We start from the raw sequence: 15706 nt of genomic DNA, 5'->3' as shown, positions 1-15706 counted from the left end.
GAGGAGGCGGAGCCTCGGCGGGCCGACCCGGGGCGCCCAGCCTCCTGCGGGCGTTCTTCACACCCAGTCGGGGACAGCTCGCCATCGGCGTGGCGCTGTTCCTCACCGCCTTCATCGTGGTCATGACCCTGCGGTCGCAGGCCAACCAGCCGGAGTTCGCCAATGTCCGCCAGGCCGACCTGATCCAGCTGCTCGACGACGTCACCTCGGAGACCCGCCGCCTCGAGGATCAGGTCAGCGAACTGGAGACGGCCCGCACCGAGCTGCTCAGCGGCGCGGACCGCGACCAGGCCGCACGCGAGGAGGCCGCCCGTCGACTGGGTAATGCGCAGATCCTTGCGGGTACGGTCCCGGCGGTCGGGCCCGGGGTGCGGATCCGGGTGAGCGACCCGGAGGCACGCGTGACGGCCGAGTTGCTGCTCGACGCCGTGGAGGAGCTTCGCGATGCCGGCGCCGAGGTGATCGAACTCAACGACTCCGTCCGCCTGGTGATGCGCTCCTCCTTCGTGATGGATGAACAGGGCCGGATCGTCGCGGATGGCACCGTCCTCGAGGCTCCCTTCACCATCGATGCCATCGGCGATCCAGCCACCCTCGAGGCCGGGCCCGGTTCCGGGGCGGGCTCGTCAGCGAGATCGAGGGCGACAGGGTCGGGGGAAGGTGACCATCGAGCAGACGCCCGACGTGGAGATCGCGACGGTCGTCGCCACTCCCGTCAATGAGTTCGCCCGGCCGCGTTAACGCGGTTGTGCCCTGATGCTAAGTTTTCAGGTAGCGTCCACGGGAAGCGGTGGATGCGTTGCCCAGCCCATGCCGATAAGGAAGAGCAGATATGAAGTGCCCCAAGTGTGGATCTGAAAGTTCGGCCGAGGCACGCTTCTGCAGCGTCTGCGGCACCGCGCTGACCGACCCCACCGTCGACACGACAACCATGATTGCCGTCGGCGCCAACGAGCGTGAGTCGGTCGAGCTGACCGATCAGGAGCTCGCGGCGGTCAAGGAGCTCGCGCCGGGCAATGCGCTTCTCATCGTGAACCGGGGCCCCGGCGACACCAACCGCTTCCTGATCGACGCCGACATCACCAACGTGGGCCGCCACCCCGAGTCGGACATCTTCCTGGATGACATCACCGTCAGCAGGCATCACGCGAAGTTCGTGCGCAGCGGCGGCAAGCTGTACCTGGAGGACCTGGGCAGCCTCAACGGCACCTACGTGAACCGCACCCTCCTGGATGGCCGCACGGTGCTGCGGGAGGGCGACGAGATCCAGATCGGCAAGTACCGTGCCACGATCTCGCTGAGCGAGCCCGGACATAGCTGATGCCGGGCGCGGCGCGCACCATCGGCCGCGTACTGGAGATGATCCGACCGGAGTTTCCCGACATCTCCGTATCGAAGCTGAGATATCTCGAGACCGAGGGCCTGATCGCCCCTGATCGCCAGCAGCCGTCCGGATACCGGCGCTTCAGCCAGGACGACGTCGACCGGCTCCTGTACGTTCTCCGCGCCCAACGCGACAGGTATCTGCCGCTGAAGGTGATCCGCGAGGAGCTTGAGGCCCTCGACAGGGGAGAGCAGCCCGCGAGCCTCGCCGCTCCCGTCGAGGAGGAGGCCCCGGAACCACGGCAGGCCCCGCGTGCCACCACGCAGGGCGGGCTGATGACCCGCCGCCAGGTGCTCGATGAGTCCGGGCTCGGGAGGCATCGTTCATCCAACTCGAGCGGCTCCGGATCATCCTGCCCAGGCGCGGCTCGCAGCTCTACGGCAGGGAGGCCGTCGCGCTGGCCCAGTCGGCGAAGAAGCTGGTCAGTTACGGGTGGATCTGAGGCAGCTGCGGGTACTGCAGCAGGCGGCCACCATGGAGGCGGCCCTCGTCGAGCAGATCCTCGAGCAGTACCGCCGACGCTCAGGCCCGCCGCCCGAGGTGACGGCTGATCTCTACCGGATCGTGATGCAGGCCCACGCGGCGCTCCTGCACGGGCAGATCCACTGAGCTACCGTTGAGCCCATGATCGTGCTCGAAGTCATCGGCATCCGGCTGCTGACCCCTGAGGATCCCCCGTGCTGCTGCTCCGTGAGGAGGGCGGCACCCGTTCGCTGCCGATCTGGATCGGCGCCCAGGAGGCCGCCAGCATCGCGTCCGCGCTCGAGGACGAGGTGCCGCCGCGTCCCATGACGCACGACCTCCTCGCCGCGGTCCTCACCCTGATCGACCCCGTCGACGGGTGGTCGTGATCACGGCGATGAACGACGGCGTCTACGAGGCCGAACTGCACGTGGGCGGTCACATCATCGACGCGCGGCCCAGCGACTGTGTCGCCGTCGCGCTCCGCCTCGGATGGCCCATCCAGTGCCCACGTTCCCTGATGGATCAAGTCGGGGTTGAGGTTGAGGCGGTCGCCTCCGACGAGGTCGAGGCGTTCCGGGCGTTCCTGGACAGCGTCAACGCGGACGACTTCGAGGATGAAAACCCCTCGTCAGATGAGGATTGACCGCTCAGGCCGCCCGGCAGGTCGAAGGGTAGCCGAAAAATGGTGACCACCGTTTCGGGTTTGGCTTGGGCGTGTCGTTGACCCCGACGCTCGACGGGGATTAGTTTCATGGGGTGCCGAGGAACCGTCGGCGACGAGACGAAGTGAGGCTCAGGTGTCCGAGAAGCCAGCGCTGCAAGAGGTGCTCTTTGACGGTGACTTCGCACCCGTTCCGAGCGACACGGGTTACCGTGGCCCATCGCGCACCGCGTGGCAGGCATCACCTACCGTCAGCTCGATTACTGGGCCCGCACCGGTCTTGTCGTTCCGTCGATCCGCAACGCGGAGGGCTCCGGCACTCAGCGGCTGTACTCGTTCCGCGACATCCTCCTGCTGAGGGTCGTCAAGCGGTTCCTGGACGTGGGCATCTCCCTGCAGCAGATCCGTGTCGCCATCGAACACCTGAACGCCCGGGGTGTCGACGACCTCACGGAGCTGACACTGGTCAGCGACGGGTTCAGCGTCTACGAGGTCACCTCGGCCAACGAGCTGTTCGATCTGACCCGCGGTGGCCAGGGCATGTTCATGATCTCGGTCAGCAGCGTCTGGCGTGAGTTGGAGGGCACCTTGTCCTCGCTCCCCGGCGAGCGGACCGCAGCGGCCGCGGTGGAGGAGCACCCAGACGACGAGCTCGCTGCGCGTCGCCGCGCCCGCGCGGTGTAGCCTCCACGGCCCGACCGTTCGGTAGGGTCACAGGAGTGAAGCACTGGATCGAGCGGTTGATGGACAGGCCCGCCGTTGCGCATGCCCTGTCCGCCTACGAGCGGTACTCGTCCCGCCTCGGCCCACAGTTCGCCGCCGGGATCGCCTACTACTCCATCCTCTCGATGGTGCCGATCCTGATGCTCTGCTTCGCCGCGCTCGGGATGACGCTGACGATCATCCGCCCTGATCTGATGGACGTCGTCCAGGACCAGATCGAGGCCCTGATCTCCGATGTCAATCTCTCCAAGTCGATCAGCGACCTGATCACGGGCGCGATGCGGCAATGGGCCTCCACCCTCGGCGTGGGCATCATCACGGGGTCCTACGCGGGCTCACGGTGGGCAGGCAACCTGAAGCGTGCGGTGCGCGTGATGTGGTCGCGCGAGTTCGAGGACGCGGCCGAGCGGAAGCACTTCTTCGTGGAGCTGGCTCTCAACCTGGTGATCTTCCTCGGTCTGGTGGCGTCAGTGGTGTTCAGCATCGGCGTCGCGACCATCGGCACGGCCTTCTCCCGCACCGCCCTCGAGTTCCTCGGCTGGACGCACATCCCCGGGATCGACACGCTCTTCCTCCTGCTGAGCATCGCCCTGACGCTGCTCGCGAGCTGGATCCTGATGGCCTTCCTTTTCGTCGCCCTGCCGAACCAACCGGCCCGTCCCTGGCCGTGGCTCGTCGGGACCCTGCTGGGAGCCGTTGCGCTGACGGTCCTGCAGCAGCTGGCCGGCCTGCTGATGGGCCTTCTCGGATTCAACAGCGCGGCCTCGGTGTTCGGCCCCGTGATCGTGCTGATGATCATGCTCTACATCCTCGCCACGACGATCATGCTCGCGGCAGCCTGGGTGGGTCGTCGACCGAGTGGCGCGCGGCGCGTCAGCGCCGGATCGACGACCGCGAGGAGAAGGCCCACCGGGAGAGGGAGCCGGTGGCCCCATCGTGCCCGCACCGCAACCTGAGCCGGAGGCTGTGCCCTCGACGACAGGCTCGCGGCGCGGCTCTCGCTCGACGAGCTGCGCGACGCGGACACCGCCCTGCCGACACCTGGGCGCCGGGGCTACGTCAGGCAGAGCGTCGCCGCCCGCGGGATGCGCTTCAACCTCGGGCTCGGGTACGGCATCGGCGCCGCCACCGGCCTCGGGCTGGGCGCCCTCATCGTTTCTGCGGCCCGGAGGCTCACCAGGCAACGTCGGCCGTAGGTGCGAAACGCCGGCCGCCCCGGAGGAGCGGCCGGCGTCGGGGTCAACAGACTCAGTGTGCCTCGGCGGGGGCGGGGAAGTCCTGCCCGATCGCGGCCAGCATGTCCTTGTACCAGGCCTGCTGGATGTCGAACGGCTTGCCGCCCTTGATGCGGTCGAAGGCGATGGCACTGAGCACGTCGCCGTTCTCCTCGTCCTGACCGATGACACCAGGCTCACCCGCAGCGCGGAATCGACGGCGAGGTCGGTGCACTGCCGGATGAGCGCCAGATCGGCGTCGTTCGCGGCCGCAGAGCGGGAGAAGTAGCCGGACTTCTGGATCATGACCTTCTCGGCGTTCAGCTTCTCGGCGAACTTCGAGCCGAACCAGGCGCCGGGGTTGACCTTGTCGAGCTTGACGTGGCCGAAGGGGTCTCGGGGACCTCTTCGCCCGCGGCCTCGAGCTGCGCGACGATCGAGTCGAGCCCGGCGCCCTCGGACAGGAAGATGGTGACGTTGCCGACCTCGTCCATGATCTTGTTGAGGCGCTCAGCCTCGGCATCGATGTCGATGAGGCCCTCGGGCACGTAGACGCCGTGGATGTCCCAGGCCTCCTTGGAGAGCCCGATCTCGGGAAGCCACTGCTGGGCCTCCACCCACGTGCGGTACTCGGCGGCGGTGGCTGCGGTCAGCCAGCCGCAGTGGCGCCCATGACCTCGTGCACGATCAGCATGCGGGAGCCGGAGTTGTGCTCGGCAACGATGTTCTGCGCGAAGATGGCCCCTGCTCGGCGGCGGTCCAGGCACCCAGCGACTGACGGATGGGGATCACGTCGTTGTCGATGGTCTTCGGCAGGCCGACGACGGTCAGGCCGTAGTCGTGCTCGGCGAGGTAGGCGGCCAGATCGGCAGCGGTCGTGTTGGTGTCATCGCCGCCGATGGTGTGCAGGACGTCGACGCCGTCGGCGACCAGGCGGTCGGCCGCGACCTTGAGGGGTTGTCGCCCTCGGCCACGAGGCCGCGCTTGACGAGGTCCTTCGCGTTGGTGAGCTTGACGCGGGAGTTGCCGATGGGGAGCCACCGAACTTGTCCAGCAGACCGGCGTTGGCGCGCACCGCATCGTCGACGACGAGGAAGTCGCCCTTCAGCAGCCCTGGTACCCGTGGCGGTAGGCAATGATCTCGACCTCCGGGGCGATCGCGGTGTAGCGCTCGATGAGCCCACCGATCGCGGCGGAGAGGCAGGGGGCGAAGCCACCGGCCGTGAGGATGGCTACCTTCTTGACCATGAGGGTCCTTTCATGAGTTCTCAAGGCGCCGGACGCGCCGACCCCAGCTTATTGCACCCCGCCGGCGGAGTCGTCGCTGGGTCGTTGCCGGCGCTGCCGTCCACAGGGATCGGGAAACGGGAGCGCGCGGGCAGTCGGTTTGGAAGTATGGCCCAATGCGGAACGAGCGGGGCTGAGCGGATCGGTGCAGGTCACCGTGCTGCTGCCCGTCGCGCTCGGGATCTTCCTGCTGTTGCTGCAGTGGTCGCTCGTGTCGTGGGCGGACACGACGGTGTTGGCGGCCGCCCAGCAGGGGCCGCCGTCACGGCGCGCCTCGACGCCACGGAGGCACAGGGAGGAGCCGCCGCCCGGGAAGTCGCCGGCAACGGGTCGCTCAGCGCGGTCTCCGTTTCCGTCGACAGGGGCCCCACCCGCACCACCGTCACGGTGGCCGGCCGGGCCAGGTCGATCCTGTGGGCCCGTTCCGTGCGCAGCACCGTCGTCGTCCCCACCGAACGACTCACGGGTTCATGAGCGGGCGGAACCAGCGGGGCCTTGCCGTCTCCGTCGAGGCGGCGGTGGTGCTGCCCGTGCTTGTGCTGTTCATCGGGCTGCTGCTCACCCTCGCCCGCATCGCGCTGGCCGAGCAGAGCGTGGGGGCCGTCGCGGCCGCAGGGGCCCGGGCCGCCTCGCTCGAGCGCTCGCAGGCCCACGCCGGCAACGCGGCCCGTGAGGCGGTCGCGGCAAGCCTGGCGCAACACGGCCTCACCTGCGCCGACCACGAGGTCGAGATCGACGCGGCCGCGATTTCCCTTGCACCCGGGCAACGGGGAAGCGTGCGGGTCTCGGTCACCTGTGTCGTCGACCTCTCGGACGTGACGCTGCCGTTCATGCCCGGTTCGCTCACCGTCGACGCGGACCGCCGGTCACCGGTCGATCCGCTGCGGGCCGTTAGGCCGCAGGCCCGGTGGGGCCGTTAGGCCGCAGGCCCGGTGGGGCCGTTAGGCCGCAGGCCCGGTGGGGCCGTTAGGCCGCAGGCCCGGTGGGGCCGTTAGGCCGCAGGCCCGGTGGGGGAGCCCGAGGCTGGCTAGGCTTGGGAGATGGCCCAGTACTTTGACGTCCACCCCAGAACCCCCAGCCGCGTTCGCTCGCCCAGGTCGCCCGGATCCTCGAGGACGGCGGTCTGGTCGCATATCCGACAGACTCCGGTTTCGCGTTGGGTTGCGCACTCGGCAACGGCGAGGGCTCGAACGGATCCGCCGCATCCGTCAGTTGAGCGACAAGCACCACTTCACCCTCGTCGTCGACGAGTTCGCGAAGCTCGGTCAGTTCGTGGAGATGGACAACTGGATCTTCCGCGCCGTCAAGGCGGCGACCCCGGGGCCCTACACGTTCATCCTGAAGGCCACCCGGGAGGTCCCGAAGGTGATGCAGCATCCGAAGAAGCGCACCATCGGGGTGCGGATCCCGGATCACCGCACGACGCTCGCCCTCCTCGAGACGGTCGGGCCCCGCTGATGTCCACCACGCTCATCCTGCCCGGCGCGGATGATGCGATGACCGACGGCTGGACCATCAAGGAGGAACTGGACCACCAGATCGATGCTGTCCTCGACTCGGGTGACGCGGGCAACCGTCTGACAACGGTGGTCGACCTCAGTGGCGACGAGCCTGTGGTCGAGCGGGTGGGCGCTGGAGACCCGAGCCCCTTCGAGTAGCCTGCGGCTGGCCCGTGCCTGCAGCCGGGTTCGAGCAGCGGCCCCTCACTCCTCCGCTACGGCCAGCCATCGTTGCGGAGCCCGTCCGTGCTGGACGAGGGTGGCGCGGTAGCGGTGCCGCGCGGCGAGGTTGCGCCGCACGTCCTCGGCTACACGGTCGAGGAAGAGGGTCCGGTACAACCTGTCCTGCAGCGTAGAGGCGGCGAACGAGACACCGCTGAAGAGGGCGAGCACCAGGCAGACTCGGAAGATGTGGGCTTCGAGCGGGAGGGCGATACCCCAGATGACGAGCGGTCGGGCGGCCGCGCCCGTCCAGGTCGAGATCAGTTCATCGGTCAGGGATATCTGACCGAACACCGCGAAGACCGCGAAGGTGGCGACGACGAAGACGGAGATCTGAACAAACTGCACGAGCAGCGAGACGGCGAGCAGGTTGAACCTCTCACCGAGGGACAGGCGGGTGCGGCGCGCCTCCAGACCCGCGAACGGGGTCGATTCCAGGAGCGGATCCTCGTCGTGGTCGCCCTCATCGTCGATCATGTCCAGCGTCGGGGGCAACACGATCAGCACCGTCATGAGGATGAGGAACCCCGAGAGGAGCCACATCCGCGTGCGGCTGATCGTCGCGGCGAGTTGCCACAGCTCGTTGGTGAAGAAGACGAGCAGCACAGTGAGAAGCAGCAGCGGCAGGATCCGGGCTATCGCGGGGACTGCGGCCGCCAGCTCGCGCGCTCCTCGTCGGGCGGCCCAGCGCAGCATGTTGCCCAGCCCGTAGAAGCCGATCAGCGCGGCACCCAACAGCAGCAGCGCGCGGATCCCGATCGAGAGATGGATGCCGGTGTGGACGCCCGTGGCCATCGCGATCAGGCTGAGCCCCACGATCCAGAAGATCATGATGACCAGCCCGAACGCCAACCGGGTGCGGGGTTGGAGCCGCCGTTGGAGTCCGGCGTACGCGACGGCCAGCGGAATGCCCCGAGGGTGACCACTCCGGCGATCAGGAAGCCGATGATGGTACCGGGCCGACCGAGAAGGTCGAGCAGAGCGATCGGCTCATCGGTCGAGACGACCGCGTCGAGCAGCAGCAGGCCGGTGGCTATGAACGCGAACGCGACGAGCAGCGGAACGGTTCGCGGGACCACCCGCGGAACCTCCTCGACGCAGGCACCACGAGCGGCAGGCCGTTTCCCCGCAGCCACTGCTCCTGCGCAAGTAGGTCGTCTGTTCCGCTCATGAAACCTCGGGTGTGTCGTCGTGGATCAGCAAAGGGTCCGCGCGCACCCGGAGGTGACGCGCGGACCCTGAGTCTAGGACGTTGTCAGGTCCTCTAGCGGCGTCCTCCGCCGAGGAGCCCGCCGAGCAGGTCTCCGAGGATGCCCCACCGAGGCCGCCTCCGGTCTGCTCCTGGTACTGGGGAGTGGGGTCGGGGATCTGCATGGTAGGCATGTCGCCCGAGCCGGTCTGCTGCTTGAACTGCGGCTGCTGCACCACCTGGGGCTGCTGCTGGACCTGGGGTTGCTGGGCGCCGCCGCCCAGCACCTGGCCGAGGATGTCGCCGAGGATGCCTCCACCCGAGGACTGCTGGGGCTGCCCCTGTGCCTTGTCCACATTCATCAGCTTCCCGGCCAGCCACGACATCACGAGCGGGGCGAGGATGGGCATGAGCTTACGGATGAGGCTCGAGCCGCCGGCACCGCCGAGCTGGCTGATCACTGCGTCCTCGTTGGAGCCGAAGATGTTCGCGGTGATCTTCTCACCATCACCGGTGTCGACGGACTCGGGGTTGAAAAGCCCTCCCAGCAGGCTGCCGAAGAGATCACCCGAGTGCTGGCCCAGAGCCTCCTGCAGGGACGCGGCGCCCGCAGGGTCCTGGGCGTTTGCGTCCATGCCGAGCACCAGGGCCGGGATGGCATTGGCTGCGGCTTCGCGCACCTCGTCGGGTGAGGCCCCGACCTGCTGGGCCAGCTGGTCGATGGGCAGCTGGCTGAGCAGCTCCGAGATGTCTGTCATGTGTGACTCCTGAGAGACGGTGTCGTGCGGCGCGTGCCGTGGCGGCAACGCTACCGGTCGCACCCGTAGCGGGAGGCGGAAACCGGTGAAGTTCGTGTCAACCTCTTCAGGCCAGCCTGTGGGCCCGGAGGAAGACTGCCCCGGCGGCTCCCACGGCCTCCCCGGCGGGGCGCAGCATCCCACCGATGAACTCGTCCGGGGCCCGGGTAGTCCGGCCCAGGTCGGCCAGATACTCGCGGTGCTGTTCCAGGGACCGGATACCTGCCGCCACGTCGTCCTCACTGAGCGCGACGAAGTGCGTCGGCCGTGCGTCGCCGTGGACGAGGAACCAGGTGACGCCCCACTTCGTGAGACCTTCCGCGGCCAGCTCGGGATGGACCCAGGTGTTGTCGGCATCGCGGCAGCCGTCGAGGGCGGCGAGCCCGGCCGCCCTGTGGTCGGCCTGGTTCAGCCCCAACCGGCCTCGACCTCCCAGGTGCCGGTCACCACGACGTCCGGGCGGAACTGCCGGATGCGACGGGCCACATCCCTGCGCAGTTCCGGGCCGTGGACGAGCATGCCGTCGGGGTGGTCGAGGATGGTCAGGTCGCTCACCCCGACCACCTCGCATGCCCGCCGCTGCTCCTCGGCGCGCAGGGGCCTACCTCCGCCGGGGCCGCTGCATGCCGGCTTCGCCGCTTGTCAGGAGCAGGTAGGCGACCTCTGCACCATTGGAGACCCACCTGTTGACGCATCCGGAGAGCCCGTACTCCACGTCGTCGGGTGGGCCACGACGCACAGGACGCGGCCGAAGGTGTCGTCGGGGAGTTGCTCCAGCGTGGGCGGCTGGCCCTGTTCGGTCATGGTGGTCTCCTTGGTCAGTCAGTGGCGAGCGCGGTCAGTGTGCGCAGGATGAGGTCGCGGGGAGAGGGGTATCCAGAGCGAACCAGAGGGTGCCCTTCCCGTGCACGTACGGCTGGAGCTCTTCTCGCAGGGCCCCACCGGGAACGGGGTACACGGCGACATGATCCCTCCAGCCCGAGACGAACGCCTTCACCCGGCCGCCGACCCGGTAGCCGATGATCCGGTAACTGATGGTCTCGACCCCGTCGGGGATCGCCTCCGCCGCGAGCGAGCGGAGTTCCTCCAGCTTTTCCCGTGCCTGCGGTGGCACGGTTGCCAGGTATGCGACGACGGGGTCGACATCGTCGCCGGCCACGGGGAGTCGGCGGCGACGCCTCGGGCGTGGCACGCCTCGAGCATCTCCCTGAGCACGTCGAGGTCCACGTCGGCGAGCTTGTTGACGTACAGGCAGGAGACACCGAGCCTGTGCCTGCCGAGTCGTGCCAACTGGTCCGAGTACCGGTCCCAGCCGTCGAAGTAGAGCGTGAGCCGAGCCTTGCGGGGACTGAACCCGAGGATCGGCATGTCGCCCTCGCGGCCGGTCTCGTAGCGGTAATGCTGCGAGCCGAACCCGATGATGCTCGGGCCCCACATGACGGGCTCCTCGCCACTGATCCCGCGCATGAGGTCGATCAGGACGTCGGCCTCGTCACGTCGACGCTCGGGGACGCCTTCGAGAAACGCCTCGACGTCGGCCTCGGTGGGAACGGTGACTGCCTCTGCCATGTGCCCAGCATGTCACCTGCTCCGGACATCGGTCACGCGTCGGAGAGCTGATGGCCGACGCCATGCCGTCGGCGTCCGCCAGGCAGTTCGCCGGGGCCCCGCCCGCATATCCTGAGCGCGTGGATGAACGCGTGCTCACCGCCCTGCTGGCCGGGGCTTCACCCGGGCGACGTGCTCGGCGCCGGGATGGAGGGTACGGTCGTCGACCTCGGTGATGCACTGGTGGCGAAGGTCTGGCACGGACGCTCCCGTGAGGACCTGACGGCCCTGTTGACGTTCGGGCTCGGTCTCGGAGCCGCACCGATCCCGTTCGCCACCGCGGGAGCGGTTGAACTGCTGGACCTGGATGGCCGACTCGTCACGATCGAGCGCAAGGTGCGCGGGGTCCGGTTGTCTCCGGGCCCGCGACCCGCCGCGGAGCCCGCTGGGGCACGGGAGGCTCGGATCATCGGCGACGTACTCGACGGGCTGAAGCTGGCGACGGATCCGAGGCTCGGTGTCCTGCCGGCCCTGCCGGGGGAGCCACCACTCGAGACCGGAGCGACATTCGGGCAGGCACTCGCACGGCTCGCTGAGCGACGCTTCGAGGCGTCGGCGGACAGCCTGCGCGTCTGCGTTCGCGACATCGACCGGGTCATGGCCAGGCTCACCGGCGCGCTGAGCGCACTGCCTGACGGGCCCACCCGGTCGCTGATCCATGGTGACCTGATACCGGGGAACATCCTGGTCTCCGACGACACGGTCTCCGGAGTGCTCGACTTCGGGTTCCTCACCATGCTGGGAGATCCACAGTTCGACGCGGCGATCGCGGCGAGCATCTACGACATGTACGGCACCAATGCCCGGCAGTCCGAGGATCGACTCTCCGGGTACTTCGTCGATCGGTTCTCCCACGATGAGCACACCTACGCGCTCTACCGGGGCGCCTACGCGGTGATCACACACGCCGTCTTCGGCCGGGACCTGTCCGAGGGACATTTCGCCTGGTGCGTGGACATGCTCCACCGCGCCGATATCAGGGCCGCGCTCAGCGTCTGATCCTTGATCACCCGGCGCTGTTGGGGAACAGTGGGCCAGGTGACAGGAGCGGGGACGTTCGTACGTAGTGACATAACGAAGATTCTCGGCCAGGAGTTCCACGGCGCTGTCGCCCTACAGGTGCGACTCGCGGCAATTGAGGGCGGTCGTGCTCGGGGACACCGAAGCCGAAGGCTACCCTCGCACACGGCGGCAGATGAGTGCCTTTGCAGTTGCTGCCAAAGTGGTGCGCTCGACGCATGCCACACTGCTATGTATGGCGAACACACGAGCCGTAGCGCAGTTGGCCCTAGGCGGCTTCGGCGCCGCTCTCACTGCGTCAGGCGTCATCACCTTCGCAATGACGGCACCGGGACCGGGCTCCTTCGGGTGGTTCGCCTACGCCCTCTAGCGGACCAACCGTGGTCCACCACAATGGTGCTGCAGCCCGGACAAGTCTGGGGCTTAGCCCTGGTCTTCGCCGGCTCGCTCGTCGTGAGCGGAGTTGCCGGTTTTCAACTGGGGCTACGTCGTCGTCAGTGATCGCGAAAGGGCAGTCGCGACGGCAGCGTGGTGCGCGCGGCCGGCAGGTGAAGGAGTCCCAGGGTGATGCGATTCATCGTCGAGCTGATCGTCGGCGTCGCCCTGGCGGCGATCGTCACGGCGGCCATCATGGTCACGATGTTCTACTTCGGCCCGTGGGCCGATCCACCAGGGATGGACGAACTGTGGTGGCTGTTGGCGACCGCGGCGGTCCTGCTCGCGTCTGGACGATGGTGGGCACGCCGACGAGCTCCTTGATTGACCGAGGGAACTCCACCCACCGCGGCAGAGGAGGACGTCCTGCTCGGGTGGAACCGAGCCGGCAAGATGCCTTCGCACGCCGCGGCAGAGGGGACGCCGTGCCGGAAGCCATCCAGTCGGTCGCGGCATGACCGAGATGCGCCAATGCGCACAACATCAGAGCCAGTATTCGACGCGGGTCCCCTCGCCCAACTCGCGCTGCAGCCAGTTCGCTAGGTGCTGCCCGTGGCGGCGCCACTTCTGCCAGGCCGGTCCGTCGTCAGCGACCGGGCTCTCAACCGGGGACCAGCCACTAAGCTGCTCCCACGTCATGGCCCACCCGCGCAGGTCCGAGCGGAGCGCCTCGGTGATCGGCAGACCGTCGAGATCCACCATTCCTGTGGGGTCCCAGACCGGGTCAGCGCTCCAGTCGGGAGACACCCTGAGCACCGAAGCGATGGCGTTGTCAATGGCGTCGTCCGACATACACGTCATTGTATCGGAGCCTGCTCCAGACACACAACGTGCGGCATGAGCGCGAATCACCAGTGGTTTATGGACGTCATGGCGTGCTTGATTTCTTGCGCGTCGTTGTCGAGGAGTGGCCGCTCGCGTTCCTGCGTCTCGGGATTGATGGTCCAGCCGTCGCCCGTGTACCGGGGATGATGTGAAGGTGGAAGTGGAAGACCGATTGGAAGGCGGCTTCGCCGTCACAGACGAGGACATTGATCCCTTCGCAGGCCAGGCTTGAGCGTCGCAGAGCTCGGGCGATCTCATGGCCGACCGACCAGGTGTGAGCACTCGTGACTGCGTCGAGATCGTCGAGGCCCACCACGTGCAGGCGGGGCACGACGAGAAGGTGGCCTCGTGTGACGGGGTAGCGGTCCATGAAGGCCACGACGCTCTCGTCCTCGTACACCACGCTGGCCTCGTGCTGACCTCCCGCAATGGCGCAGAAGATGCAGACCTGGGCCGCCGATGTCGCATTTTGTGTCATTCCGCAATAGTGGCAGTTCGGCCGCACGCGCGAGCCACCTGATGCCGAGCCAGCTCTCGATCTCACGCTTCTCGGCGCGCCTACCCTGGCCGTGACAGATGATGTGGCGGCGATCAGCCGACGGCTATTGTCCGCGGCGCGGCAAGAGAGTGCGTTTGGAACCCCGAACGGAAGACCCGATCACGTCCTCGGTGATTTCGGGTCGGTCAGTTCCACTGTTCGCCCGTCCGGGTCAAGGATGACGAAGGACCAGTAGCCCACCCAAAAGGGCTCAGTTCGCAGCGTCTCGACTCCGGCTTTCTTGAGCCGGTCCACGGCTTTCTGGAAGTCGATGGGCGGCAGCGCGACGGAGATGGATCTCACCTGTTCTGTCTCGGGTGCGCCCGGGAGTTGGCCCTGACTCCAGCCGGGTTGGAAAGCCCAACCATTCGGGCGCTCGAGCGAGATGGCCCTCTGGAAGGAAATTTGCACGCAGCCATGGACGAACGCGATGTCATCGGGCTCATCCCAAATCAGCTCCAGTCCCACGAGGTCGTGGTAGAAGTCGCGGGTAGCAGCAATGTCGGTGCAGTACTCGTAGGCGAACCACGTGATCATGACCGTGACAGTATCGCGCGTCAGGTGTTCAACTGACGCTTTTGTCGATCCGCCGCGGACATCACGACGGCGGCATGATCGGATGTTCTTGCGGGGCCAACCACATGGTCCGGCGGCGTGTAGGTGTTCCACGCAGAGAGCTGCATCTGCATCGGAGCAAGTCTCGACGGATGCTCAGTGGCGATCGGGCCAAGTGATTGTCGGTGCGACGTGAGAAAGTCAAACCATGCTCGACATCTCCATCATCGCTCTCGTCGTTTCATCGCTCGCATTGCCATTCACGGTTTGGGCCGCATACGCCACCGCAAAGCAGGCCGACGCTGCACGAGCTCAGACCGAGATTCAACGTGAACAGGTTAATGCTGCCCGGGAACAGACCATCCTCCAGCGCGAATTGGCCGAGGCGGCATCCCAGCCCTATGCTTGGGCCGACATCCAACCCGACACCCAACAAGGCTCCATGCTGCAGGTCGTTGTCGGCAATAGCGGCCCTACCATGGCGCGCAACGTCAGAGTGACCTTCGACCCTCCCTGCCTGTTGGACCGCAGCATGTCGAGCCAATCCGAAAAGTTGAGCTCACTTTGGCCGCCGGTCTGAAGTCCCTCGCCCCGCACCGAGTAATCCGGTGGTCTCTTGGAGCGGGCCACGAACTTCTCGCCAGCGAAGCTCCCCAGCTGTGCACAGTTCTAGTCGAAGGCGACGGTCCCCACGGCCCTCTACCCGCACATGCCACGGAGATAGACATCTCCCAGTGGCGGGAGGCTCGGGATGCGCCCGATGGTTCCCTGCACCACGTTCGTGGCTCAATCAAAGACCTTGTGAAGGCAGTACGTGAGGTGTCCGGCAGCATCGAACGTGGCGTGGATCAAGCTCGCTAAGCGGGCCGCTGGTTGAGGTACAGGTCGGGGCCACTGCTTCCGCCAAGATGAACCGCACCAGCTTCAATGCCCCTCCCCGCGGCAGATCCGGTAAGTTACCCCTACCCGGCGATATGGGTGAGGCCCACCCACAAGGTGTCCAAGCGGCCGCGTCCGAGATCGGGCATTGGGCGACGCGGGTCGTGGTGGGATTGTCGGTGACGCCTGTCATGCTGGATTCGATGCGACACGGCTGTCAGGGACACCGCTTTGGGGAGGGGTTCAGATGTCTGGAAGAACCGTTGCGATCAACACGGCAGTCACCGTTCTGGTGAGTCTTCTGGTGTCTAGCATCGGGACCAACTTCTTTTCTTCCGATGAGGTTGCCCGGGCACAAATCGAGTTCTGGTCCCTCTCGGTGGCGGAGCGTTTCGCTCTTGTCGC

General features: G+C 67.2%; 22 protein-coding genes and 4 pseudogenes. 14 read left to right on the top strand and 12 right to left on the bottom strand.

Annotated elements, in window-relative coordinates:
- Window positions 1-89: 89 nt before the first annotated feature.
- The 8 genes and pseudogenes from G7085_RS00220 (at window position 90) to G7085_RS00195 (ending at window position 4189) form a co-directional block, all read left to right on the top strand.
- Window positions 90-722, top strand: a complete 633-nt coding sequence (locus tag G7085_RS00220) for a DUF881 domain-containing protein (RefSeq protein ID WP_197509589.1) — start codon at window positions 90-92, stop codon at window positions 720-722.
- Window positions 723-832: 110 nt separating this feature from the next.
- Window positions 833-1321: an FHA domain-containing protein gene (locus tag G7085_RS00215; protein WP_197509588.1), complete on the top strand. Its 489-nt coding sequence runs from the start codon at window positions 833-835 to the stop codon at window positions 1319-1321.
- Window positions 1321-1500: pseudogene (locus tag G7085_RS22930) on the top strand (MerR family transcriptional regulator); the annotation flags it as partial. The gene G7085_RS00215 and the pseudogene G7085_RS22930, both read left to right, overlap by 1 nt.
- 316 nt (window positions 1501-1816) lie before the next feature.
- Window positions 1817-1993 carry a hypothetical protein gene (locus G7085_RS22925; RefSeq protein WP_231980807.1) on the top strand — a complete coding sequence of 59 codons (177 nt, stop codon included), beginning with the start codon at window positions 1817-1819 and terminating at the stop codon, window positions 1991-1993.
- 68 nt (window positions 1994-2061) lie between these two features.
- The gene (locus G7085_RS28870; RefSeq protein ID WP_331715375.1) at window positions 2062-2235 is read left to right on the top strand and encodes a bifunctional nuclease domain-containing protein; all 174 of its coding nucleotides are present in this window, start codon (window positions 2062-2064) and stop codon (window positions 2233-2235) included.
- Window positions 2232-2492: a bifunctional nuclease domain-containing protein gene (locus G7085_RS28865; protein ID WP_331715374.1), complete on the top strand. Its 261-nt coding sequence runs from the start codon at window positions 2232-2234 to the stop codon at window positions 2490-2492. Before G7085_RS28870 ends, G7085_RS28865 begins: the two co-directional genes overlap by 4 nt.
- 154 nt (window positions 2493-2646) lie before the next feature.
- A pseudogene (locus G7085_RS00200) lies at window positions 2647-3194 on the top strand (MerR family transcriptional regulator).
- A 35-nt stretch (window positions 3195-3229) separates the two neighbouring features.
- Window positions 3230-4189 (top strand): YhjD/YihY/BrkB family envelope integrity protein, encoded by a 960-nt coding sequence (locus G7085_RS00195; RefSeq protein WP_197509586.1) that lies wholly within the window; start codon window positions 3230-3232, stop codon window positions 4187-4189.
- Window positions 4190-4481: 292 nt separating this feature from the next.
- On the opposite strand, the pseudogene G7085_RS00190 reads toward G7085_RS00195, so the two are convergent.
- Window positions 4482-5695, bottom strand: a pseudogene (locus G7085_RS00190) (pyrophosphate--fructose-6-phosphate 1-phosphotransferase).
- Between the two features lie 255 nt (window positions 5696-5950).
- On the opposite strand from G7085_RS00190, the gene G7085_RS28860 reads away from it, so the two are divergent.
- The 3 genes and pseudogenes from G7085_RS28860 (at window position 5951) to G7085_RS00175 (ending at window position 7392) form a co-directional block, all read left to right on the top strand.
- Complete coding sequence (locus tag G7085_RS28860) at window positions 5951-6208, top strand: hypothetical protein (protein ID WP_197509585.1); 258 nt, start codon at window positions 5951-5953, stop codon at window positions 6206-6208.
- On the top strand, window positions 6205-6654 hold the full coding sequence (locus G7085_RS00180) for a TadE/TadG family type IV pilus assembly protein (RefSeq protein WP_197509584.1): 450 nt from the start codon (window positions 6205-6207) through the stop codon (window positions 6652-6654). Before G7085_RS28860 ends, G7085_RS00180 begins: the two co-directional genes overlap by 4 nt.
- A gap of 120 nt (window positions 6655-6774) precedes the next feature.
- Window positions 6775-7392 (top strand): annotated as a pseudogene (locus G7085_RS00175) (L-threonylcarbamoyladenylate synthase).
- A gap of 45 nt (window positions 7393-7437) precedes the next feature.
- Here G7085_RS00175 and G7085_RS00170 read toward each other — a convergent pair.
- The 8 genes from G7085_RS00170 to G7085_RS00140 form a co-directional block, all read right to left on the bottom strand.
- On the bottom strand, window positions 7438-8286 hold the full coding sequence (locus G7085_RS00170) for a hypothetical protein (RefSeq protein WP_197509583.1): 849 nt from the start codon (window positions 8284-8286) through the stop codon (window positions 7438-7440).
- A complete protein-coding gene (locus G7085_RS00165; protein WP_197509582.1) occupies window positions 8283-8534 on the bottom strand; it encodes a hypothetical protein in 252 nt (83 codons plus the stop codon). Before G7085_RS00165 ends, G7085_RS00170 begins: the two co-directional genes overlap by 4 nt.
- Window positions 8535-8622: 88 nt before the next feature.
- Window positions 8623-9402 (bottom strand): DUF937 domain-containing protein, encoded by a 780-nt coding sequence (locus tag G7085_RS00160; RefSeq protein ID WP_197509581.1) that lies wholly within the window; start codon window positions 9400-9402, stop codon window positions 8623-8625.
- 106 nt (window positions 9403-9508) lie between these two features.
- Window positions 9509-9859, bottom strand: a complete 351-nt coding sequence (locus tag G7085_RS00155; protein ID WP_197509580.1) for a hypothetical protein — start codon at window positions 9857-9859, stop codon at window positions 9509-9511.
- Window positions 9850-10038, bottom strand: coding sequence for a PIG-L deacetylase family protein (locus G7085_RS00150; protein ID WP_269451959.1), 189 nt, complete (start codon window positions 10036-10038; stop codon window positions 9850-9852). Before G7085_RS00150 ends, G7085_RS00155 begins: the two co-directional genes overlap by 10 nt.
- A 45-nt stretch (window positions 10039-10083) precedes the next feature.
- Window positions 10084-10245 (bottom strand): hypothetical protein, encoded by a 162-nt coding sequence (locus G7085_RS22915; RefSeq protein WP_231979071.1) that lies wholly within the window; start codon window positions 10243-10245, stop codon window positions 10084-10086.
- Window positions 10246-10279: 34 nt separating this feature from the next.
- On the bottom strand, window positions 10280-10498 hold the full coding sequence (locus tag G7085_RS33600) for a hypothetical protein (RefSeq protein WP_408647161.1): 219 nt from the start codon (window positions 10496-10498) through the stop codon (window positions 10280-10282).
- On the bottom strand, window positions 10435-11010 hold the full coding sequence (locus G7085_RS00140; protein ID WP_197509577.1) for a DUF1801 domain-containing protein: 576 nt from the start codon (window positions 11008-11010) through the stop codon (window positions 10435-10437). The genes G7085_RS33600 and G7085_RS00140 overlap by 64 nt, the downstream gene beginning before the upstream one ends.
- A gap of 123 nt (window positions 11011-11133) precedes the next feature.
- On the opposite strand from G7085_RS00140, the gene G7085_RS00135 reads away from it, so the two are divergent.
- Window positions 11134-12048, top strand: a complete 915-nt coding sequence (locus G7085_RS00135; protein WP_197509576.1) for a phosphotransferase family protein — start codon at window positions 11134-11136, stop codon at window positions 12046-12048.
- Between the two features lie 588 nt (window positions 12049-12636).
- The gene (locus G7085_RS00130; protein WP_197509575.1) at window positions 12637-12828 is read left to right on the top strand and encodes a hypothetical protein; all 192 of its coding nucleotides are present in this window, start codon (window positions 12637-12639) and stop codon (window positions 12826-12828) included.
- A 159-nt stretch (window positions 12829-12987) separates the two neighbouring features.
- Here the strand turns inward: G7085_RS00130 and G7085_RS00125 are convergent, their stop codons facing one another.
- From G7085_RS00125 to G7085_RS00115, 3 genes are all read right to left on the bottom strand, one after another.
- Entirely contained in the window at window positions 12988-13260 is a 273-nt protein-coding gene (locus G7085_RS00125; RefSeq protein WP_231979070.1) for a hypothetical protein, read from the bottom strand.
- 112 nt (window positions 13261-13372) lie between these two features.
- Window positions 13373-13807: an HIT family protein gene (locus G7085_RS00120; protein ID WP_231979069.1), complete on the bottom strand. Its 435-nt coding sequence runs from the start codon at window positions 13805-13807 to the stop codon at window positions 13373-13375.
- 180 nt (window positions 13808-13987) lie between these two features.
- Window positions 13988-14404 (bottom strand): VOC family protein, encoded by a 417-nt coding sequence (locus G7085_RS00115; RefSeq protein WP_197509573.1) that lies wholly within the window; start codon window positions 14402-14404, stop codon window positions 13988-13990.
- Between the two features lie 226 nt (window positions 14405-14630).
- On the opposite strand from G7085_RS00115, the gene G7085_RS00110 reads away from it, so the two are divergent.
- Complete coding sequence (locus G7085_RS00110) at window positions 14631-15002, top strand: hypothetical protein (RefSeq protein ID WP_197509572.1); 372 nt, start codon at window positions 14631-14633, stop codon at window positions 15000-15002.
- Window positions 15003-15706: the final 704 nt, after the last annotated feature.

This window comes from Tessaracoccus coleopterorum, from assembly GCF_011174705.1.
Classification (GTDB): Bacteria; Actinomycetota; Actinomycetes; order Propionibacteriales; family Propionibacteriaceae; genus Arachnia; species Arachnia coleopterorum.
Note: the sequence above shows the minus strand (reverse complement) of the source record. Positions and strands in the feature narration are given on the sequence as shown.